Below are 22,693 nucleotides of genomic sequence, written 5' to 3'. Positions count from 1 at the left end.
TTAGAAGTTAAGGTTAAGATTGAAACCGAAATTTCTGGTTGTCGGAGAAGCGAAAAACTCCAAGCCTTGCGCATTACCGCTAGTGGTATAAGCGGACTCAGGGTCGATGTTAGGCACATTGGACCACAAAAGGAACAAGTCCCTGCCGACAAATGAAAGCGAAGCCGAAGTAAACGGAGTCTTATTCAAAATTGTGCTTGGGAAAGTGTAGCCAAAGGAGAACTCCCTCAACTTACCGAACGACGCATCATAGACAATATTCTCGGTGATGAGTGCGTAGTTATTGTAGTAGTTGTCGATCAAATATTCGGCAGGATTCGCTGGGTTGGCAGGAATGTTCCAAGTCCTTGCTTCACCGTTTCTCGTCACACCGGAAACTGTCAAACCATTGTCACGTCCATTGAGCGTTTCGCCGTGCATCCCATATACATAAGCAAAGTAGTTGGTACCTGATACCAAGTGACCGCCACTTCTGAAGTCTATCAGGAAGCTCATTCTCCAATTTTTGTAGGAGAGGTTGTTCAAGATACCGCCTGAAATAGGATGCCTTCCTTCTGCGATTGTTTCCAAACCATTGGTTGCAACAGGTAGGCCTTGATCGTCATATACTTTTTGGCCGTCGATTGTCAAATGCTTGAAGCCTGCAATCATGCCCAAAGGCTGGCCTACAATGTGGCGAATTCTTTCTCTCCTCAGCCTGGATTCTTCCAAGTTGATAAACTCGACAGGCTCTCCTTTTGCGTTGGTACCCAAATCAAGAACCTTTGCCCTGTTGTTGGCATAGTTGAAAGAGATATCCCATTTGAAATCCCTTTTTTGCAAGGCCACCACATTCAACAAGAGCTCGATACCCTTATTCTCCATTTTACCGATGTTGACGATCGTAGATCCAAAACCTGAAGTCGCCGAGATACCCAAAGGCAAGATGTCGTTTTCTGTTCTTCTATTGTAGTAGGCTACATCCAATCCGATTTTGTTTTCGAAGAATCTCAAATCAAAACCAATCTCGTACTCTTTTGAGCGATATGGCTGCAGCGCATCGTTAGGAATTGATCCATTGTTGATCTGACCAAGGCTACCGCCCAAGTGTCCTGAACCGACAAGGCCATAGGTAAGGTTCAAAAGGTAAGGGCTTGGAGCACCTCCGCCAGTCTCACCATACGATGCTCTTAACTTACCGAATGTGAAGAATTCAGGCAGTGTGAAAGCGTCGGTAAAGACGAAACTCGTACCGACAGAAGGATAGAACAACTTGGTGTTGCCCGCATTGAAGTTGGGACTTCCTGCCGCATAAAGTGTCGAGAACTGGTCCTGACGGGCTGTAAGGTTCAAGAACAACATGTTCTTGTAACCAAGGTTGGCATATCCAAAAACGGAATTGATTCCCCACTCATTGAAATCATAGCCAACCTGAGGTGCTGCCACATTTCTTAAACTATGGAAATACGGTACAACCAAATTATCTCCCCCACCTCTCAGTGATTCAAATCCTCTTCTCATCCTATTTCCACCGATCAAAGCGTCCACGGAGAATTCACCGAATTGCTTTTGAGCACCAATAAACAGGTCGATGTTATCTTCCCTAATGTTTCTCTTGTCTACGTTATAGTCGCCCAAAGGCTTAAACGCTGTCCCATACGGGGTGTAGCTGTGGTCTGTTCGAGCTTGGAAGTCAGTACCTACACGGCCCATAACATACAACCAATCGGTAAAATCGTAGCGAAGGGATATCTTACCCAAAACCCTGTTTGTCAAATCCTCTCTGAAGAACTGGTAAGCCGCCCAATAGGGGTTGGTTTGGAAGACGTTCTGTTGAAATCTCAATTCGTTTCCAGCATCTGTTGCGCCGTACTTGTCCGTCGTGCCGCGCATCACATCCAGAGGCAGGGTGCCTGGCTTGGTCATGATGGCGAAATTGGCATTACCCGGAGAGTCGGAAAGTCTTGGCCTGTTTTTGGCGAGCTGCTTGGTATACTGCGCGCTGAAATCCAGCGTCAATCTTTTCAGCTTGCTGTTGATATTGAGGTTCAATACGTCACGGTTGAAACCAGCATTCGGCATGATATCCTTGTTATCTAGCCTTGAATAAGCCAAGCGGTAAGTGCCGGTCTCATTTCCACCACTCAATGCGACTGAGTTATTGAGGGTAGTTCCCGTTCTGTAGAAATCATTCAAACCTTCGCCTGTATGCTGGTAAGGTCTCGAAACGCCATCAAATTGAACCACGTTTTGGTTGCCATACCGCGCACCCCAGTGGCTTTGTCCAATTTCAAGCGCCTCTCCGCCGTTTGAAGCTACAACGCCGTCTCTTCCCGGACCATATGACCTTTGATAGTCGGTGAAATCCCACACATTATCAAATGTCACGTTTGAATTGAGCGCAACACCGATGCCTTTTCTGGCCTTTCCTGACTTGGTGGTGATCAAAATAACACCGTTTGCCGCACGTGCACCATACAATGCCGCGGCTGCGTTACCCTTCAATACAGAAATGCTTTCGATATCATCCGGGTTGATAGAAGCTAGTCCATCGCCACCGTCATTTCCACCCCACATACCTGCACTACCTAGATTACCTGACTCTATCGGCATACCGTTGACCACATAGAGTGGCTGGTCATTGCCAGTCAAGGACGAACCACCACGAATGACAACCCTCGTAGAACCGGCTGCACCAGTAGCTGGAGGAGTCACGTTTACACCCGCGATCTTTCCGGATAGTGCGTTTCCGACGTTGATTGCCCTAGATTCTGTAAATCGGTCTCCACCAACTTGGGTTACGGAGAAACCCAAAGCCTTCTTGTCCTTTTCCATACCAAAGGAAGTCACGACCACCTCAGACAAGTCTGAAACGTCTTCCGCCAACGTCACATTGATACTGCTTTGGTTACCTACCAGAAATTCCTGGTCCTTAAACCCGATGAAAGAAAACACCAACACAGAATTGTTGGTAACAGAAATCGAATAATTACCATCCAGGTCAGTGGTGGTACCGGTATTCGCGATCCTATCCAGGACGTTTACCCCTGGAATAGGTTCACCGGCACTGTCGACGACCTTACCGGTTAGCACTCTCGTTTGGCCATACACCTCAAATCCCGAGGCGAAGAGTATAACCAAAGCCAACATCAATTGTACAACTTTGTTCATAGGAGTTAATTTAGGGTTACTTCATTTTTCTTGTCGTTAAAATCAATTGGTTTTGAAACAATAAATCCTATGGCTTTTGATATGTGCACGGTTTTAAAATATGATGGCTTAAAATGATCAATAAACAGAATTTTATACCGCACTTTCTGGCCAGCCTAGTATTTGCTATGTGTAAATATATTTATAAAAAATTATTCTGGAAAGCATTTATTAATTTTTTTTAAAAAGTATCGGTATCTTTCAATATTTATTAGAATTAGTAAATCGGTTTAGCAAATAAAATGTACGATTATTTACACCGGATATAAGTTTTTAAAATATTTTCATCAAGTTCTGCCTCTATTTCAAGTAAATTATACCTACTATATGAAAATAATATCCATGATTTCACCAAGAGAAACGATTTCATAGACATGCATTTATAATTTTTTGAAGAAAAAACAACATCATTCCAAAACTGAAAAACGGGTACCAATCAAACCAAACAGCAAAAAAAAACCGCCCGAGGGCGGTTTTTGACTTTCATAAAAGGACTGTTATCATTTGATAAACAGCATCTCGCGGTATTTCACAAGAGGCCAGAATTCGTCATCCACGAGCAACTCCAGCTTGTCAACTGCATATCTGATCTTCTCGAAGAATGCGTCCTTCACAGCTGAACTGTAGCCTTTTGCCCTTTCCGCTACATCCTCCACTTTGTTGAGCCGCTTGCGCTCCTCTATCATAGCGTGAACGTTAAGCTTGAGCGATTCCAGGTGCTTACTGATTTCCTTGATCGTTTCGATGGCTGCCTTGTTGTCCAAGCCAAGACCTTTCAATCCGTTGGCATTCTCGATCAGCTTATTTTGATACTGAATAGCAGTAGGAATGATATGATTCAGCGCCAGATCCCCCATCACGCGGGACTCAATCTGAACTTTCTTGATGTAGTTCTCCAACATGATCTCATGCCTTGCGTGCAGTTCCTTTGGATTGAGGACTGCATGCCTGTTGAACAGGTCGGCGGTCTTCTTGTCATGGTAGATGTCCAAAGCTTCAGGAGTGCTCTTTTTGTTGGATAGACCTCTTTTTGCAGCTTCCTTCTCCCACTCCTCTGAATATCCATCACCCTCAAATCTGATCTTCTTGCTGTCCTTGATGTATTTTCTCAATACGTTGACGATGGCAATCTTTTTCTCCTTGCCTGCGCTAATCTCCTTTTCGATGTCTTTGGCAAGCGTGCGAAGTGTTTCAGCCACGATAACGTTCAAAACGGTCATTGGACCAGCCACGTTTGCACTTGAACCAACCGCACGGAATTCAAACTTATTCCCTGTGAAAGCAAAAGGAGATGTACGGTTTCTGTCGGTGTTGTCCAATATGATTTCTGGTATCTTGCTGATGCCCAGTTTCATGTACATATTGTCACCTTTTTCGATCTTGATGTTTCCGTTTTTCTCCAACTCATCCAAGACGTTGGAAAGCGTAGATCCAAGGAACACAGACATAATCGCAGGTGGCGCTTCATTGGCACCCAAGCGGAAATCGTTGTTTGCTGACGCGATACTTGCCCTCAACAGGTCCGCATAGTCGTACACCGCTTTGGTGGTTGCCACTACAAATGTCAAGAATTGAAGGTTTTCCCTTGCTGAATTGCTAGGCTGGAACAAATTCACACCTGTGTCGGTGATCAGAGACCAGTTGTTGTGCTTACCACTACCGTTGACTCCAGCAAAAGGCTTTTCGTGGAAAAGAACCTTTAGGTTGTGTTTCTCGGCCACTTTGTCCATGATATCCATGAGCAATTGGTTGTGATCCGTAGCCTTATTGATTTCTTCAAAAACAGGGGCCACCTCGAACTGTCCTGGGGCAACCTCATTGTGTCGTGTAGACACCGGAATGCCCAATTTGTGGGCCTCGATTTCGAAATCCATCATGAAATCTTTTACCCTTGTGGGAATTGTACCGAAATAGTGGTCTTCCAACTGTTGACCTCTTGCAGGGCTATGTCCAAAAACGGTTCTTCCGGACATCACCAAGTCAGGCCTTGTTGCGTAAAGCGCCTTGTCAATCACAAAATACTCCTGCTCCACACCCAAGGAAGGGGTTACTTTTCTTACGTTTCTGTCAAACAACTGGCAAATCTCAACGGCCGCACTGTTGACAGCCTCCATGGACTTCAACAATGGTGTTTTGTAATCCAAGGCCTCACCTGTGTAGGACACGAAAATGGTCGGGATACAAAGTGTCTTCTCGAAAATGAATATCGGAGAAGAAGGATCCCAAGCAGTATACCCCCTCGCCTCGAAAGTCGACCTGATACCACCATGTGGGAAGGAAGATGCGTCAGGCTCCTGCTGTACCAACGCCGATCCTTTGAATTTCTCAATCCCTGCGTGGGCATCAAAAAACGAATCATGCTTTTCCGCAGTAGAGCCCGTCAAAGGTTGGAACCAGTGGGTATAATGCGTGACACCTTTCGAAAGCGCCCATACTTTCACAGCAGATGCAATCTCCTCTGCAGTCGCCGGATCGATCTTGGTACCTTTATCGATGGCTTCCATTACTTTTTTGAAAATGGAAGGGGCGAGTGATTCTTTCATTTGTTTTGTCCCAAAAATCTGGCTACCAAAGTAGTCCGAAATCTTAGGGGCTGGGGCTGTGACGGCAATTCGCGGGCGCGCTGTAGCCATCAATAGAGCTTTTTGTCTTAAAGTTGCCATTTTTCTACAATAAGTGGTTTGATTTAACACCCACAAAAATATGAAATAATATGAATTTGAAAGCGAATGGGTATCAATTGAGCCAATAATTAGAAAAATTTACATTCTTTTTAAAAAAACTGATCCTATTTGACATACTTTGATTGAAAAAATATGGTTTTCTATCCGAAAAATAGAAAATTGAAAACCAAGCCATAATTTTTAACTTTGCAGCCTAAATAAAGAGATATCGGTGAAAAAAGTAGCGTTTTATACGTTGGGTTGCAAATTGAACTACTCAGAAACCTCAACCATCAGCAGGATGTTTGAGGCAAAGGGCTATCAAAAAGTCGAGTTTGAACAGAACCCGGACATTTTTATCATCAACACCTGCTCCGTCACCGATAACGCCGACAAAAAGTGTAAAAAAATCGTCAAAGAGGCCAAAAAAATCTCCCCCAACTCCTATGTCACAATTATTGGGTGCTATGCGCAACTGAAGCCCCAAGAGATTTCAGAAATTGAAGGTGTCGACGCGGTATTGGGTGCAGCAGAGAAATTCCGACTCTTGGAACTGTTGGATGGTTTTGCGAAAACCCAGGAAACAAAAGTCCTCGCATCCGAGATTCAGGAAGCCAACATATTCAACAACGCTTTTTCCATCCATGACCGTACCCGTACCTTTCTAAAAGTACAGGATGGTTGTAACTATGGCTGCGCTTTTTGTACGATACCGCTTGCCCGTGGCAAAAGCAGAAGCGACAGCATAGAAAACATCCTAAAATCAGCCCGGGAAATTGCCCAAACAGAAGTAAAGGAAGTCGTTTTGACCGGTGTCAATATTGGCGATTTCGGAATCCGGGAAGGAAAAAGGCAAGAAAGGTTTTCTGATTTGGTCTTTGCCTTGGATGAAGTGGAAGGTATTGAGAGATTTAGAATATCTTCCATCGAACCTAACCTGCTGACCAACGAGGTAATTGAGTTTGTATCAAGGTCTAGACGATTTGTGCCTCATTTTCATATCCCGCTACAATCAGGCTCAAATACCATTCTGAGGGCCATGGGTAGAAGATACCTACGGGAACTGTACGAAGATAGGGTTGATAAAATCAAAACGCTGATGCCGCATTGCTGTATCGGTGTGGACGTCATTGTCGGTTTCCCCGGCGAGACAGATGAACTTTTCCTCGAAACTTACAACTTCCTAAACGAGCTTGACATTTCTTACCTTCACGTATTCACTTACTCCGAGCGTGCAAATACCCGCGCTGTGGAGATGGATGGTATCGTACCGATCAAAAAACGAAACGAACGGTCCAAAATGCTGCGGATACTTTCAGAGAAAAAACGAAGGAAGTTTTACGAGGAAAACCTCGGCAAAACCTTTACCGTGCTTTTTGAAGAAGATGTCGAGGATGGGAAAATGCATGGATTTACGGAAAACTACATCCGCGTCGCCGCCAAGTATGATCCTCTCTTGGTCAATGAACTCAAGACCGTGACCCTTACATCAATCAATGAAAAGGGAAATGTGGAAGTCGTGGAGCCTGAATTGGTCTACGAAAGCCACACCTAAGCGCTATTGGGACTTTTTGAGTACGACCTTTGTCTTGTCTGAACGCTCCACTTTGGATAGGAAATCCCGGTAAGGCTGGTATTGAGAAGCTTCATAGACTCCATCGCGCAATTCAAAATTCCGCTTGTAGGTCAGCTGATTTCCTTCGACCAAAAACTCAGCCCGGTATACGCCAAACTCGGAATCGATCGAAATTTCCTTCGGTAGATTTTCCACCTCAAAGCCCTCAGGCCAAGCATACACAATCTCATCAACGTCCACAAACCCCATCTTTCTCTCAAATCTGCCTTTGCGTCCATCCTTGGCCGCAGGTAGATTTGTAGAATATACATTCAACTGATTGGGTTGAAGAAAAAACCGATTTCCCGATTTACCCGCCATGTTTTTGACAATCAGGTCAGACTTCACGATCACGACCGGAATGGGCGCATCTTCCAATCCAAATTCATAGGAAACCACTTCAAGGCTTGGCAGACCGAAATACTGTTGAATCCATTTCTTTTTCGTATCCGAGGATGAACGGACCACATCAATCACACCCCCATTTTCTGCTTGGGTCGCCCTGACTTCCAATTCCAAGGATCCCTGTGCATTACCTGATTCCTCGATTTTGAAGATGGCTTTCTGGGTCATTGCGTTTTGGCTGTGGCTGTATTTGGGCGTGCGTACCAACTTGCCGCCTGCTTCGGTCACCAACAGTGCCTGTCGATCGGAGGTGAAATTCCCCAAATATCCGAATGGATTGGATTGGGAAGTACATTCCAGCCATATGGTATCCTTTTCCATTGGTACTGCCAAAATTGCGTGGTTGAAGTAACTTTTTGGAAAATCTTCCACCAGGATTCTTCTCCCCTCACCTCCGTAAATCAATGCATAGTGGCTTTTGATGCCTGCCTCTTTTAGCAGCGCACCCATATAGTTTGACAAGGCTTTGCAATCCCCATAGCCATATTTGTCTACAGTCAAGGCATCGAAGGGCATCAGTCCTCCCAAACCCAATTGAATACTCACGTACCGCGTCTTTCCTTGAAGGTAATGGTACAATGCCCGCACCTTCTCCTGATCGGTGCCTAATCCGGAGATTGCTTTCGCGACATCCTGTTTGGTAGCATCCGTTAGGACATCTTTGCCTTTGTTTAATTGATAAATCCAGGAACCCATGTTTTCCCAGCTTTTGAGGTCTCCTTTGAAGCCATCAAAATCAAAATAGGTGGGCGCTGCAAAAAGCACCTTGAGTTCTGATTCGGCAACTGGAACCAGAGGCTCCGGATCGTAGGCAGGAAGGTTTGCCAATTCCCAAACCACCTTGGTCATCCCATCTGCCGTGGTAGAGCTCGTTCCCTCGCCTTCAATGTTCTTGGCAAAAAACCGAATGGGATTGTCAGGAAAAAAGGTGTAACTACCTCGTGTAGACATTACGGGATATTTGGGCGTGGCCTGGGGTACCCAATTGGGAATATAAAACAGCGTTCCGATTTCCAATTCATACTCCAATTCCACGGTGTAAGGGAATTCCGTACGAGTGGCATCGATGAGCTTCACCCTGGTATCTTCATACACGGAAAAGGAACTGAAATTGCTGTAGTCCTTAATGTCCGAGGCCTTTGATTTGAATATCTGCTTGCCGACAATGTCGTAAGCGTTTGCCGAAATGCTTTTTACCTTGATCAGACTATTGTAATCCACCGCCAACACCGCCAAATCCTCAGCATCCTTCTTGAAGATCGTAGCCACGGTCCGGTTTTTCTGGAAAAACTTTCCCGTCTTGTCCACCCTGACCTCCTGGGCACTTTCACGGATGACGGCCGAAGCACCAAGGTATTCCTGGGGAATGCCCGAAATTGAGAAATTTTGGCAGTTTCCCACAGACACCAAGCCAATGGCCAACCAAATGGTAAATACACTACATAACCTGAACATCACCATAAGGTCAGACTTTTTTCAACACAATATTTTCCTTTTGTTTCTGGGCAATGGCATCAAAAAACTCCTTGATCTGTGCGTATTGCGATGCTTCAAACAAAGTCTGGTTCACCTGATAGCTGATCATGATTTGGATTTTGTCTGGTGACGGGGAAGATATCCTGTATGAATAAACAAGGCCTTTTTCATTGAATTGATTGATCAAACCTTTCGGCATTTCCTCGACCACGTATCCTGCGGGCACTTCGATGTTGACCACCATTTGCCGTTTTTGGTTGTACATGAAATCTATCGGAAAAATCCGCCCATCCAGCTTGAATGGATTTTCGGATAGGTAAACGTCCTCAAAGGGGTTGAAATAGATCCTGTCGCCGGAAACTTCAAAGCCTGAGGTGCCGACCAACTCATACTTCTCGACAACCGCCTTGTCCTTGGTATCCAAGTTTTCCCAATCGATCGATTTCAGATCCCAATCCTTTAGCTCATTGGAAAAGCTCTCTGTATACTTCTCTTTTCCGTCAACCGCAATCTTGCCTTTGATCCTCGCAGCACCATAGCCCTGGAAATTCCGTTGGACACTGGCGAGTAACTCTTCATCCAGAATTTTCATATTGACCATCATGACTTCCGAGTTGACCGCCGAGTTGCCAATGTTGATCCATTGGGATTGCCCGGGAATCATTGCAAATCCCCTGAAATTGATGGCATGGAGAGGCAGGTAACCGAACTGTAGCGAAGGGTTTGTAGCATCCAGCAGAATTTGTTTTTCTCCGACTACGAGCAGTGTGAGCACATAATTGATCCGATAGCGTACCGGATTGGCTGGGTTGAGAAACCCGGAACCGCGCGTGGAAGTCATCACAGGAAATGCAGAAAGTCCGGCTTGATTGAGAAAAAGCGTCAAAAGCATATTGATGTCCGCTGCCGAACCTTTGCCTTCTTTGTAGGATTTGTCCAATGCCTTCGTAGGATATAAGCCCACCCGGTCATCCCAGGTCATTTTCTTGGTGATGTGGTTGTAAATACGGACGGCTTTTTCCTCGTCCGAAGCTGCGTCAGCGATCAATGACTCTACTGTTGTCTTGGCAAAAGCGCCTTTTTGCAGCATTTTCCCAAAATCTTCATCCTGCAGAAGTTCTTCCGCAAGCTTCTCCCAAGAGCCAGTCAATATCTGCCTTGCAGAATTGGGAAACTGGACCGACTGCAGCTGAAACTCTACCTTGGTACTATAACTCCAGGGATTGTCAATATAGGGCTCGGCCTCCAAGGCAGGGGCATGCTTGACGGCGTAGTGGTACTTGGTCGTATTGTAGGTGACAGAATTGGATGAAACCTGTGAAGAAACGGTATAGCCGTTGGTCACGCGCTCTTGGTTTGTCCAAGCTGCATTTCCGGTTCCACCTTTTTCCTCGTAAATCTCAAACTTCTGGTATCCTTGAGTCGCCTGTGTAAAGGAATAGTATTCGGGATATTCGAAGGTAAGCTCTGACCATTGTGTAGGAATGTCAGCTTGGAATTCCCATTCTCTGATGTAGCTGAATAGATCAGAGGTGATTTCATAGGAAATCTCAATCACGGATCCTTCCTTTACATTGGGCGGGGAAATTTTCTTGATGCGGTAATTCTTGTTTACTTCCTCATCGAAAATGTGCTCTTTTTCGATTTTTTCTTTGACAATCTTACCATTGACCTCGTTGTAGACAAAGCCCTTGATACCAAACACATCGTCCTTCCTGCCAGCAAAGACATAGTAAGGTATCTCCAGGTCACCATGGGAAAGACCATCCTTGTTGAGGATTTTGGTCACTTTGTGTACCGAATAATTGACCAAAAATCCGTCCGATACATGGTAGTCGATCTTGACATTACCTACATGGGAAAGTACCGCAGCATCCGCTTCAGGATCTGGCGCATAGGTTTTGGTGGTTACTACATCGTCGGGAATCTTACCGAATTTGAAGGCTTCGTTGGCGGCAAAGGAATGCCAGGATGCCAGCAGGAGGAGGGCTGAAAAGAAGGTCAGCCTTGAAAGGAAGATATTCATAGGTTGGGGCGTTAATTCTGAAAAATAAATCATTAAGTAACAAAAGTCAATACTTTGTGAAAAAAAATAGTCATCTGCCGAGCGCAGTAACCTTCGTGCCTAATCGAACGACAGACACAAATACCTAAACATCAGATGTTTTCTTATTCCCACCTACAAAAATTGCACAAAAAAAGATTCAATAGGTCCGCCGTCATTCATTCAGATACAATTTGCATCGAGGCATCTAAACCAATATTCACCATTTATTGCCCTTTTTTCAACACTATGTTTTCTTTTTGTTTTTGGGAAATAGCGTCGAAAAACTCTTTAATGTCTGGATATTGCCCGGATTCAAACAGCGTTTGGTTAACCTGAAAGTTCACGACGATTGCAATCTTGTCCGGTGCAGGTGTCGAGATTCGATATGAGTACAATAGGCCTTTATCATTAAGGTGATGAATCATTCCTTTGGGTATTTCATCGATTACATAGCCTTCCGGTACATCTATGTTGATTACTGTCTGCCGCTTTTGAGGATAAATGAAGTCAATGGGGTATATCCGTTGTTCTTGTTTAAAGGGATTGTCCGAAAACACAAGATTTTCGCCAGGATTTAGGTAAATAAACTCTCCAGAAACAACGAGCCCCGAGTTTCCGGTTAAATCATACTTCTGAACAAGTGGTTTTTCCCTTGCGTCAAGGTTTTCCCAAATGATTTCACCTAACTCCCAATCTTGTAATTCCTCTCGGAATCGCTCCTCAAGTTTTTCTTTTCCTTCCGATCTTATTGCGGATTTAACGATTGCTGCGCCGTATCCATAGAAATTTTGTTGAATATTGGCCACAAGTTGTTCTTCCGATATTCCCATGTTGATCATAGTCACTTCAGAATTCGGAATCGAATTCCCAATTTCCAACCATTGAAATTGCCCGGGAATCAGTGCATAACCATGAAAGTTTAGTGCTTTGACGGGTAAAAATCCGAAAGGCAAATCAGGATTAGTTGCATCCAAGATGATCGTTTTTTCCTGAAGCAGCAGAGCCACTAGCACGTAGTTTATCTTATACATAACGGGGGTCGCTGGATTCAATATTCCAGACGCCCTTGTTGAAGTAAGTACTGGGAATGCCGAGAGGCCGGCCTTGTCGAGAAACTGGACCAACAAGAGATTTAAGTCTGCCGCGTTGCCGGATTTGGATTTAAAAACTTTTTCCAGTTCCTGTGATGGATAAATCCCAACCCCTCCGTTCCAGGAGATATTGTCGGTGATATAATAGTAAATTTTTTTCGCGATTTCTTCGCCGCTTTTCGCGTCTCCAACTATTGTCGGGACAATAGAGGCGGCATAACCACCTCTGTTAAGAATTTCACCAAAATCATCACCCTTTAAGAACTTCTCGCCTACCTGATTCCAGGTGGAAGAATACTCCCAAAGCACGCTGTTAGGGTATTGGATTGACTGCAACTGGTACTCAACTCTACTTCCATAACTTTGAGGATTGTCAATGTATGGTTCGGGATCAAGACCAGGTGCACCCCTGACTTCAAAGGTATGGATCACGGTATTGTATTTTCCTAAGTTTCTAAAAGCCGTTTTCCCACTACCAATGTGCTTTTCCGCTTTCTCCAGTTCAAGGAAACCTTGTGCACTATGCCTAAAAGCGAAGTATTCTGGATATTCAAATGTATAAGAGGAAAACAGGGTCGGAATTTCTTCTTGAAATCGCCAATCACGAATATTTCCCAATAAAGGGGAAGTCATTTCATATGAAATTTCAACTACTGAACCTTCTCGCAGGTTAGGTGGAGAAATCTTTTTGATGTGAATACTTCCTGTCACTTCTTCATCATAAATGTGGTCGGAGGAAATATCCTGCTTTGTAACAGTTTCTCCTTCCACGTTATACACATAACCCCTGATGTTGAAAATTTCCTCACTATTTCCTTCAAACACAAAATAAGGTAATTCCAAATCAGCATCCTGGAGGCCATCTTTCTTAAGAATTTTGATGATCCGCTGAACTGAATAATTCGCAGTAAAGGGATCCTTTCCGTTGGAAGCAATTATGACTTTTCCAATGTTGGAAAGAATAATGGCATCTGATTCTGGAAATTGGTCGAATCGGGTTTTGTGAACCAAAGAGTCCGCAACTTGTCCAAAAGACCTTTCTTGGCTTTGTCCAAACAAATCCGAGGAAGCGAATAGCATGAAAGCAAATGCTACACAGTTGACAAAAAATCCCTTCATATGAATAGGCTATACCGAATTGAAAAATATCTATTTGACAAAAACAATCCAAATATTTTCTAAAAAAATAGTGGACCATCGAGCGCAGTATCCTTCGTACCTAATCGAAGGACAAACAAAATCGCCTAAAGATCAGATGTTTCCAGCTTTCAGCTGCTTCACGGCATAATCCGCCGCCCTCGCGGTCAAGGCCATATAGGTAATCGAGGGATTCTGGGTACCGGTAGAAGTCATGCAGGCCCCATCTGTGACAAACACATTATTGCATGCGTGCATTTGGTTCCATCCGTTCAAAAGGGATGTTTCAGGATCCCTGCCCATACGGACACCGCCCATTTCATGGATATCCAAGCCGGGAGCCTGTTTGGAATCCGAAGTACGGATATCCTTGCAGCCAGCCTTGGAAAGCATTTCACTGCCCTGTTCCAAAAAGTCTTTCAATATCTTTTCGTCGTTGTCGTCATAGTCAACATTCACCTTGAGCAAAGGAATACCCCAAGCGTCTTTTTCGGTAGGACTCAGGCTGACTAAGTTGGATTCCTTGGGGATGGTTTCGCCTTGCATCATCATAAACACATGCCAAGGACCAGGAACGGAGTTCTGTTCCTTGAAATCTGCTCCGAATGGCAGGTCCCGCCTTCCGCCCCAGCCACCTCGGCCTGCCGTGTAAAAAGTCATATAACCTCGGAGAAAGTCCATTTCCTGTTTCTTGACGTTGCGGAAATTGGGCATCATCACCGCGGTCGGTCTCCTTCCGAAGTAATATTTGTCCTCCCAGCCTTCAAACGATGCGGAAATATTCCCCCGGTAACTATGGAAGGCGACATATTTTCCCAATATCCCGGAATCATTGCCCAAGCCATTGGGGAATCTATTGGAAGTACTGTTGAGTAGGATCAGATTCGAATTGAGTGCCGAGGCATTGAGAAAAATCACTTTGGCGAAGTATTCTGAGACCGATTTGGTTTCTCGGTCCACCACACGGACTCCTGTCACTTTTTCCTTTTGGTCATCGTAGATAATGGAATGGACCACGGAATCCGGGCGGATAGTCAGGTTACCGGTGGCCGCAGCCGCTGGCAATGTGGCAGCATTTGAACTGAAATAGGCACCAAAGGGGCAGCCGCGATAGCATTGATTCCGCGCCATACATTGGCCACGACCCATTTTCAGGTGATGTTCTTGGGGTTGGGTCAGGTGCGCACACCTGCCAATCATGACATGGCGATCTTGATAGGAGGCAAGAATACGGTCCCTTATTTCCTTTTCCACGCAATTCATCTCCCATGCCGGCAAAAACTCCCCATCAGGCAAAGTCTCCACACCATCGTAATTCCCACTCACGCCGACAAAGCGCTCCACGTAACTGTACCAAGGCGCAATGTCATCATACCTGATTGGCCAATCCACCGCAAACCCATCCCTGCCCGGACCCTCAAAATCATATTTGCTCCAGCGCTGCGTCTGCCGTGCCCAAATGAGCGACTTACCCCCTACTTGGTAGCCTCTCACCCAATCAAAAGGCTTTTCTTGGAGATATGGATGCTCCGAATCTTTTACAAAAAAATGTTCCGTGTCTTCCTTGTAGGCATAGCAACGGTTGACTACTGGATTCTCGAGACGATCGGCAAGGGGAATCTGGTTGCGGTGGGGCATGTCCCAAGGATTGGAAACCATCGTAGGATAATCCTTTTTGTGCTCCACATTCCTCCCACGCTCCAACACCAAGGTTTTGAGACCTTTTTCACAAAGCTCTTTGGCGGCCCATCCACCACTGATGCCTGAGCCGATTACGATCGCGTCGAAGGTATTTGCTTGGCTCATTTTACTCGTATCTCAAAGACTCAATCGGATCAAGACGGCTTGCTTTGCGGGCTGGAAAATATCCCGAAGCCAAACCAACCACAATACAAACAATGAAGGCCACGAAAATCCAAAGCCAAGGAACAAGGAATCCACCTGGGCCAATCGCGTTTGCCACAATATTGCCGATCCCAATCCCAAACAAAACGCCCACAATTCCGCCGAGAATACAAATGACTATCGCCTCGATCAAAAACTGCTGCCGTATCCGCATCGGTGTGGCTCCGAGGGCTTTTCTGATGCCGATCTCACGGGTCCGCTCCGTCACGGACACCAGCATGATGTTCATCAATCCAATCGAGGCACCCAACAAGGTAATGAAACCAATCCCGAATCCTCCAATCCTCAAATAACCGGCTACCTCCTCCAAACTCTCACCTACAGATTGGCTTTTGGTCAATTCAAATGAATCCTCCTGCCCAACTTTGTCCTGCCTGATCTTGCGCATCAAGCCTGTGGCTTGCCCCATTTCATAGTCCAATTTCAGAGGATCAGAGCCGCTTGCCGTGATGGAATAGCGGAAGGTCCCATTCAAATCCAAGCGGCTTGCATTTTCCACCGGGATAAATATCGCTCGGTCCGCACCCGGTCCGCCACCCACCGAGCCCTGCTTTTCAAGGACTCCAACAATCGTATACCTGTTTCCATACACGGTAAGATAATCGTTCAATGGCTCCTCGGAATCCCCGAAAAGTGACTTCACGATGTCCACGCCCACGATGCAGACATAATTTCCGTATTGCACCTCCGTGCGGCTAAAGTTCCTGCCCTTTTCGATCTTCAGCCCTTTTAGACCAAAATACAGGTCATCAGCACCTGTGAGCCTCACGTTCGGGTTCGTTTTCTTCGAGCCCCGTTTTACTTCGGCTGTCCCAGAAACGGTGGTGAAAACGGTCGCAGGTCCTGTATTACCAAAAGCCTCCTTGAATGCCAATGCTTCGCGGTACTTCACGACTGGATAGGACTTCTCGGTTTTGCCATCCTGCACGGCCCTTCCGCCGGAAAATCCCCTCGACCGGATGTCGAAATTGCTGGCGCCTAGGCCTGAAAAACTTTCCTCAATTTGTGCTTTGATGCCATCTATGGCAGTCAGCATGCCTACGAGGGACATGATCCCGATGGCGACAATGGTGCCCGTGAGCACAGTCCTCAACAAGTGGGATTTGATGGACTGAAGGGCTTCCTTGATGTTTTCAAGTAAATTCATAGTGGTTGGTTGTTAGTTTTCAAAAAAACTGCTGCAAAATAGTCGCTAATAATACGAAAAATGCCCGAATGGTTGAGGCTCTGCGATCAAATATTGACCAAATACACAATTCAGATCAATGCATACGGTCTCCGCGAATCTCCAGATTTTTGATCACTTCGGCTTCATAGGCCAGCCATTCCTGCCATCGCGCATTTACTTTTTCCTTGTCATGGTACTTTCGAGCCAGTTCGATAAAGTTGACATAGTGTCCTGCCTCCGACACCATCAGCTCGTAATAGAACTTTTGAAGCTCTTCATCCTGTATATGCTTGGAGAGAAGCTTGAAGCGTTCGCAACTTCTCGCCTCAATCAAAGCATTCATCAATAAGTACTCCACCAATTGCTGGCTCCGGCTTCCACCCTTCTTGACAAACTCGGAAAGCTTCACCACATATTCATCCTTCCTTGGCTTGTCAAATTCCAATCCACGCTTTCTGATTTGCTCCATCACACGCTCAAAATGGTTCCATTCCTCTGCGACTACAGGCGTGAGTGTGTCGACAAGCTCCTGCAGATCGTGGAATTTGACGATCAAGGAAATACAGGAGGATGCCGCTTTTTGTTCACAATAGGCATGGTCAACAAGGATATCGCCGATGTTCATCTCGGCAATGTTTACCCACCTCGGGTCTGTGGGTAGCTGCAGGTGCAGCATTTTCTTTTTGGTACTTTCCTCCCAACTCATGGTCTCTAGTCAAATAATGGCCAACTGATTCCGACATCGAGTGTTCTTCGCAGTCCCGTGAAATAAGGCGTCACAAAGTATCCCGGCTCGCTCATCATGTTGATGTTGATATGGTTCATGCGCAGCAATATCCGTGTCCGGTTGATCCGGGCGTTGAGGAAGAAGTCGATCACAGGATAGGCGTAGACATCGAAGAAGTTTTGGATGTGAAACTGCTGGATTGCCGGATTGTAGAAATCGGCGTAGTTATCGCTGCGGTACCTGCCCTCCAAACCGATCTGGACATACAAATTGCCCTTGAACATCTCGGACTGGTAAAACAACCGCGAATTGACGACCCAACTCGGTATCCGGAAATTGTCCGCCCCGTCGCCGGAACGTTGGGTGTAGTATCCTTCGCCCTCAAAGAACAATTTCTGCCTCAAATTGGCGGAAAATTTCAGCCCGGGAATCACCAAAAACGCCTCCCCGGATGCCTGTACCGCCTGCTGCAAAGTATCGAAGAAGACGTAATTATTGACCCGGTTGAGGGTCAGGCTGGGACGTATCCGCAAAAACGGCAGATCCACTTTCAGGATACCTTTGATTTGATCGACGCCGATATTTTCAAAGTCATTTGCCCACCGGTGGTGGTTTCCGGCATAGAGCAGTTGCATCGCAGTAGGACGGTACAGGGCCTTCGTGTAAGATGCCTCCAAAAACGGCGAGACGAACAGTCCACGGAGCCTGAAAGCTTCCGGCAGCAGGTACTCCGCCTCGGCATCAAATCTCCAATTCTCCCCAATCTTGCCGCTCAACATACCGCCTACGTACACCTCGTCGATCTGCTGTGCATTTCCGACGTTTGCGGATTCCACCTCCGCACGGCGGTATTTCAAAAAGGCATTGTAATACAGTGGACCCAAATCCCCCTTGAACCCGACTTCGTTTCTGAGTTCGCGGAACAGGTTTTGGTTTTTGGTACTGTCGGAGGCAATCAGCCGGGGCGGGTTGAAAATGTTGAAAAAGCTCGAGTCAGAGGAATTCAGGTTGGCTGTAAAAAGCACATTCTGGTGTCGCCTGTCAAATACATGGTAGACCTGCCAGCCTTTGACGATTTCGTATTGGTGGTAAAGATGGTAATCGATCCTGAAATCCTGGGCCACCGAATTTTTCAACCAAACCTTGGCATCTTGGTAGGCAAACAGCTCAGATGTCTCATCAAAATCCGGAGACACGATTCCGCCTTGCTCTTCCACCACATGTTTCATCCTGGAAAAATTGGCCAAAAGCAGATACTTGCCATTTTCGCTTTTGTAGCTCGTGTGCATGGAATAGGCATTTTGGACGGCAAGGTGATCGTCACGGCCAGATGGATTGAGCAATTTGGTCGCTCGAATCGTGCTGAGGTTGAAGCCGATGTTCCACCTAGGATTGATATTCCTGGCAAAAACCAAGTCCAGCAGGTTCCGATTTCCCCCTCCAAAGAATGCGTTCATCTGCGTGTAAGGCGATTTGGTGTCGTAGTACCGCATGCTGTCGGGAGACAGGTAGTACAAGTCATATGCATGGAAGCCCGAACTGACCCCAATCGTTCTGGGCACATCATAGAAAATCGGCTTCGCGGCGCTACCGACGTTGCCAAGGTCCTGGTACATCCATCCTGACTTGGCGACGGGCTCGTAGTAGTGGAAATTGTCCAAAAGGGTATCTACCTCGACTTTTCTTTCGATATTTCTCTTGATATCCTTTTCCAAAAAATAAAGCGAAGTCTTGGGCCCAAACACCATCTTGGTGCTGTCGTCGATCAATTTTTTCCTACCACCGGCTTCCTCCTTGATCTCCTTACGCTGCGGCAATTGCTGTCCTTCCTGCGGAAAACCGCTCGGCATCCCGGTTTGGGGATTGATGGGACGTGTCTGACCGTAGAGGTCAAACCCCAGCAAAACGCCGAACAGGAAGATGAAAAGGAAATGCTTAAACCTCACGTATTTTGAGTTTTTCCCCGATACTTTGCTTGACCCTGGATCGCAAGACTTGGGCATCCGCATCGGAAAGTTTGATATTGACAGGCAGCGCAAAAATCGGAATTTCCGCCAAACATTCACGAAATGCAGGGCTTTTAAGTTTTACCGCATCTTTCTCCGTGGTCAAGACCGCAGCACCCCCATGCTTCTCGGACAATTGCTTGAGTGCTGACATATCACTCTCCCTGTAGGTATAGTGGTCGGGAAAATCCAATACTTCCAGCACCTCAAACCTCCTCCTGGCTTCCGCAAGGAATAGGCTGTTGTCTGCAATGCCAGACAATGCGATCACTTTTTTTGTTTGGATTCCTTGTTCCTGGCCGGAAACAACTTTGGGCGACCCATACCCCAAACCCGCAAACAGGACCCTTGCCTTGCTGTAGCGGGAAATTTTCTTGAGGAACCTCTCTTTTTCAGAAGCAAGGAGCTCATTTGGGCACTTTGTCACCACGATGATATCCGCCCTTTCCGCCCCAGTCCGCGACTCTCTCAAGGTCCCCGCGGGTAATAGATGATCCTCAAAAAACGGCCGGTGGAATGTAGTCAGCAGAATCTTCACATCTCCTAGGATATAGCGGTGTTGGAACGCGTCATCCAATAGCAAAAGCTGCGTTTCAGGCAATTGGGAGAGGATTTCCTGTGCGGCATCTACCCGCTTCTCTCCGACGGCGACGTGGATTCTCTCTTTGTATTTGGAGAAAATCTGGAAAGGTTCGTCTCCGATTTGCTCAGGACTTGTGTCCTGGGAAGCAAGAACAAATCCCTTGGTTTTTCGACCATAGCCGCGGCTGAGGGTCACCGTGCGGTATTGGTCCGCAAAGGATTCAATCAAGAATTCCACCATCGGCGTTTTGCCCGAACCTCCGACATTCAGGTTTCCGACCACGACTGTGGGGATGCTGGGATTGAAGGATGGGAGTGTTCCCCGATCAAACAATTTGTTGCGTACCTTGGTGACACCATTATATAGGAGTGCAAATGGATATAACCAAGGGGCGTACCAGCGCATGGGGCTTTTTGCTTATTTTTGAACAAAATAACTGAAAAAAGATGGCATATACCGTCCGTGACTTGGTGAATTATCTCGAAACTGTCGCCCCTCCCTCCTATCAGGAATCCTATGACAATGCCCAATTGATTACCGGGAATCCCAATACCGCTGTCTCCGGCATCCTGTGCACGCTGGATGCGACGGAGGAAGTAGTGGCCGAAGCGGTCCGCCTAGGCTGCAACGTGATTGTCGCCCACCATCCGATTGTGTTCAAAGGACTCAAAAGCCTGACCGGCAAAAACTACGTGGAGCGCACGGTCATCGCCGCCATCAAAAACGATATTGCGATCTATGCCATCCATACCAACCTCGACCACGTCCGCCACGGGGTAAACAAAAAGATCGCCGACAAAATCGGACTCAGCCATACCCGCATCCTGCAACCCAAAAAGCAAATCCTGTCCAAACTGACCACCTTTGTCCCCCACGAACAGGCAGATGCAGTGCTTGCAGCGCTGTTTGAGGCGGGGGCGGGAAAGATTGGGGAATATGCAGGATGCAGCTTCCTGACCACGGGCACGGGAACTTACACCCCCTCCGCGGCGGCGAATCCGCATTTGGGGGAAAGGGAAAAACCCCACCGTGAACCTGAGACGAGGATCGAAGTTTTGCTTCCCTCTTATCTCGAAAGAAAGGTTTTGGCGGCCCTGAGGAAGGCACATCCCTATGAGGAAGTGGCCTATTTTCTCCACCAACTGGAAAACGAAAACCAGGAAGTTGGTGCGGGGATGCTGGGTGAGTTGCGGGAACCGATGGATGAAAAGGAGTTTCTACTCCATTTGAAACAGGCGATGGAACTGGATGTAATCAAGCATACGGCCTTGACCGGAAAGCCGATAAAAAAAGTGGCCCTCTGTGGGGGCGCGGGGATTTTCCTGCTTTCCACGGCGAAGAGTGCCGGCGCAGACATATTCATCACGGCCGACATCAAATACCACGAATTCTTTGATGCTGAGAATCAACTGATTGTTTGTGACATCGGGCATTACGAGAGTGAAATTTTCACAAAAGAATTACTCAAGGAATTATTGTCCCAAAATTTTCCTAATATTGCACTCTATTTGTCAAAAGTAGTCACAAATCCCATAACATATCTGTAGTACATGGAAAGTACAGTTACTCAGAAGCTTGAAGCCTTATTAAACCTTCAAAAAATAGATTCCAGACTTGACGCGATTTTTAAAGTAAGGGGAGCCCTCCCCGAAGAGGTCCAAGACCTAGAGGATGAGTTAGCCGGATACGAAACAAGACTTCAGAAATTCCAGGTTGATATTGCTGCCTTGGAAGACGACATCAAGCGATTCAAGGAAAATATCAAAGAGTCCGAAAAGCTGATCAAAAAATACCAAGACCAGCAGATGAACGTCAGAAACAACCGGGAGTACGACGCCATCACCAAGGAACTCGAACTGCAGGATTTGGAAATCCAGGTTTCCAAAAAGAAGATCGGGGAATCGCAGATCAAGATTGAAAACAAAAACGTCGAGGTTGCGGCACTTCAGGAGATCGTAAAAGAGCGCCAAAAGGACCTTACCACCAAAAAAGACGAGCTGAAAAACATCGTCAGCGAAAGTGAAAACGACGAAAACAAGCTGAATACCGAAAGGGAAAAGGCTGTAAAGAAAATCGAAGACAGGCTGTACAAATCCTACACCAAGATCCGCGGCAATGCCAAGAATGGCCTCGCTGTCGTGATGGTCAAGCGTGGTGCTTGCGGAGGTTGCTTCAATGTCGTGCCGCCACAGCGTCAGGCTGATATCCGTGAAAAGAAGAAGCTGATTGTCTGCGAACACTGCGGCAGGATTTTCGCCGGTGTCGAGGACGAGATCGAAGAGGATATTACAAAAAAGAAGAGAACCAGAGCCTAACAATACCAAGAAGCCCGAGCAATCGGGCTTTTTTTTTTTGAGTTTAACGGCGGCAAATCTGAGTAGGATTTTTTGTAATCCGGGGGAAAACCCAAAACCGGCAAGATGACAAGGCACAAGCACCATATTTGTTGCCCTAGTCCTATCGAAGCTTTATCAAGCCCCAGGTATGCCCCTGCCAAAAATAGTAGATCGGGTCATACACGGAATATCATCGGGTAATGGTCGGGCGGCGATCGGGACACGGTAGGAACGCGGTGGGGACGCGGTAGGAAGGCGGTAGGAAGGCGGTCGGGACGAGGACAGGAGATGAACCAAGTACGAAGTACGATGTACCAAGTGTGCATGCCTGATATAGGTTGACAA

The 22,693-nt window shown here is 46.4% G+C and carries 13 protein-coding genes; 3 read left to right on the top strand and 10 right to left on the bottom strand.

Annotated elements, in window-relative coordinates:
* Positions 1–3,150 (bottom strand): SusC/RagA family TonB-linked outer membrane protein, encoded by a 3,150-nt coding sequence (locus C943_RS16780; RefSeq protein WP_008630229.1) that lies wholly within the window; start codon positions 3,148–3,150, stop codon positions 1–3.
* 539 nt (positions 3,151–3,689) lie between these two features.
* Entirely contained in the window at positions 3,690–5,822 is a 2,133-nt protein-coding gene (locus tag C943_RS16775) for a glutamine synthetase III family protein (protein ID WP_008630227.1), read from the bottom strand.
* 262 nt (positions 5,823–6,084) lie between these two features.
* Here C943_RS16775 and mtaB point away from each other — a divergent pair, with 262 nt between their 5' ends.
* The gene (gene mtaB / locus C943_RS16770; protein WP_040481127.1) at positions 6,085–7,407 is read left to right on the top strand and encodes a tRNA (N(6)-L-threonylcarbamoyladenosine(37)-C(2))-methylthiotransferase MtaB; all 1,323 of its coding nucleotides are present in this window, start codon (positions 6,085–6,087) and stop codon (positions 7,405–7,407) included.
* Between the two features lie 3 nt (positions 7,408–7,410).
* Here the strand turns inward: mtaB and C943_RS16765 are convergent, their stop codons facing one another.
* The 8 genes from C943_RS16765 to lpxK form a co-directional block, all read right to left on the bottom strand.
* Positions 7,411–9,327 (bottom strand): DUF3857 domain-containing protein, encoded by a 1,917-nt coding sequence (locus C943_RS16765; RefSeq protein WP_169334634.1) that lies wholly within the window; start codon positions 9,325–9,327, stop codon positions 7,411–7,413.
* Between the two features lie 10 nt (positions 9,328–9,337).
* On the bottom strand, positions 9,338–11,374 hold the full coding sequence (locus C943_RS16760; RefSeq protein ID WP_008630215.1) for a DUF3857 domain-containing protein: 2,037 nt from the start codon (positions 11,372–11,374) through the stop codon (positions 9,338–9,340).
* 245 nt (positions 11,375–11,619) lie between these two features.
* Positions 11,620–13,605 (bottom strand): DUF3857 domain-containing protein, encoded by a 1,986-nt coding sequence (locus C943_RS16755; RefSeq protein ID WP_008630213.1) that lies wholly within the window; start codon positions 13,603–13,605, stop codon positions 11,620–11,622.
* 132 nt (positions 13,606–13,737) lie between these two features.
* The gene (locus C943_RS16750) at positions 13,738–15,429 is read right to left on the bottom strand and encodes a GMC oxidoreductase (RefSeq protein ID WP_008630211.1); all 1,692 of its coding nucleotides are present in this window, start codon (positions 15,427–15,429) and stop codon (positions 13,738–13,740) included.
* 1 nt (position 15,430) lies between these two features.
* Positions 15,431–16,675 carry an ABC transporter permease gene (locus C943_RS16745; protein ID WP_008630210.1) on the bottom strand — a complete coding sequence of 415 codons (1,245 nt, stop codon included), beginning with the start codon at positions 16,673–16,675 and terminating at the stop codon, positions 15,431–15,433.
* A 115-nt stretch (positions 16,676–16,790) separates the two neighbouring features.
* On the bottom strand, positions 16,791–17,402 hold the full coding sequence (locus C943_RS16740) for a MiaE family protein (protein ID WP_008630209.1): 612 nt from the start codon (positions 17,400–17,402) through the stop codon (positions 16,791–16,793).
* Between the two features lie 5 nt (positions 17,403–17,407).
* A complete protein-coding gene (locus tag C943_RS16735) occupies positions 17,408–19,369 on the bottom strand; it encodes a putative porin (protein ID WP_008630208.1) in 1,962 nt (653 codons plus the stop codon).
* Complete coding sequence (gene lpxK / locus C943_RS16730; protein WP_008630207.1) at positions 19,359–20,417, bottom strand: tetraacyldisaccharide 4'-kinase; 1,059 nt, start codon at positions 20,415–20,417, stop codon at positions 19,359–19,361. Before lpxK ends, C943_RS16735 begins: the two co-directional genes overlap by 11 nt.
* Before the next feature lie 41 nt (positions 20,418–20,458).
* Here lpxK and C943_RS16725 point away from each other — a divergent pair, with 41 nt between their 5' ends.
* Entirely contained in the window at positions 20,459–21,559 is a 1,101-nt protein-coding gene (locus C943_RS16725; protein ID WP_008630206.1) for a Nif3-like dinuclear metal center hexameric protein, read from the top strand.
* A 3-nt stretch (positions 21,560–21,562) separates the two neighbouring features.
* Complete coding sequence (locus C943_RS16720) at positions 21,563–22,327, top strand: zinc ribbon domain-containing protein (protein ID WP_008630205.1); 765 nt, start codon at positions 21,563–21,565, stop codon at positions 22,325–22,327.
* The last annotated feature ends 366 nt before the right edge of the window (positions 22,328–22,693 follow it).

The sequence above is a fragment of the Mariniradius saccharolyticus AK6 genome, from assembly GCF_000330725.2.
Classification (GTDB): Bacteria; Bacteroidota; Bacteroidia; order Cytophagales; family Cyclobacteriaceae; genus Mariniradius; species Mariniradius saccharolyticus.
Note: the sequence above shows the minus strand (reverse complement) of the source record. Positions and strands in the feature narration are given on the sequence as shown.

Coding starts and splice junctions, on each gene's coding strand:
- C943_RS16740 (WP_008630209.1), bottom strand. CDS start 17,402: ATGAGTTGGGAGGAAAGTACCAAAAAGAAAATGCTGCACCTGCAGCTA.
- C943_RS16750 (WP_008630211.1), bottom strand. CDS start 15,429: ATGAGCCAAGCAAATACCTTCGACGCGATCGTAATCGGCTCAGGCATC.
- C943_RS16720 (WP_008630205.1), top strand. CDS start 21,563: ATGGAAAGTACAGTTACTCAGAAGCTTGAAGCCTTATTAAACCTTCAA.
- C943_RS16760 (WP_008630215.1), bottom strand. CDS start 11,374: ATGAATATCTTCCTTTCAAGGCTGACCTTCTTTTCAGCCCTCCTCCTG.
- lpxK (WP_008630207.1), bottom strand. CDS start 20,417: ATGCGCTGGTACGCCCCTTGGTTATATCCATTTGCACTCCTATATAAT.
- C943_RS16765 (WP_169334634.1), bottom strand. CDS start 9,327: ATGTTCAGGTTATGTAGTGTATTTACCATTTGGTTGGCCATTGGCTTG.
- C943_RS16755 (WP_008630213.1), bottom strand. CDS start 13,605: ATGAAGGGATTTTTTGTCAACTGTGTAGCATTTGCTTTCATGCTATTC.
- C943_RS16725 (WP_008630206.1), top strand. CDS start 20,459: ATGGCATATACCGTCCGTGACTTGGTGAATTATCTCGAAACTGTCGCC.
- C943_RS16745 (WP_008630210.1), bottom strand. CDS start 16,675: ATGAATTTACTTGAAAACATCAAGGAAGCCCTTCAGTCCATCAAATCC.
- C943_RS16775 (WP_008630227.1), bottom strand. CDS start 5,822: ATGGCTACAGCGCGCCCGCGAATTGCCGTCACAGCCCCAGCCCCTAAG.
- C943_RS16780 (WP_008630229.1), bottom strand. CDS start 3,150: ATGAACAAAGTTGTACAATTGATGTTGGCTTTGGTTATACTCTTCGCC.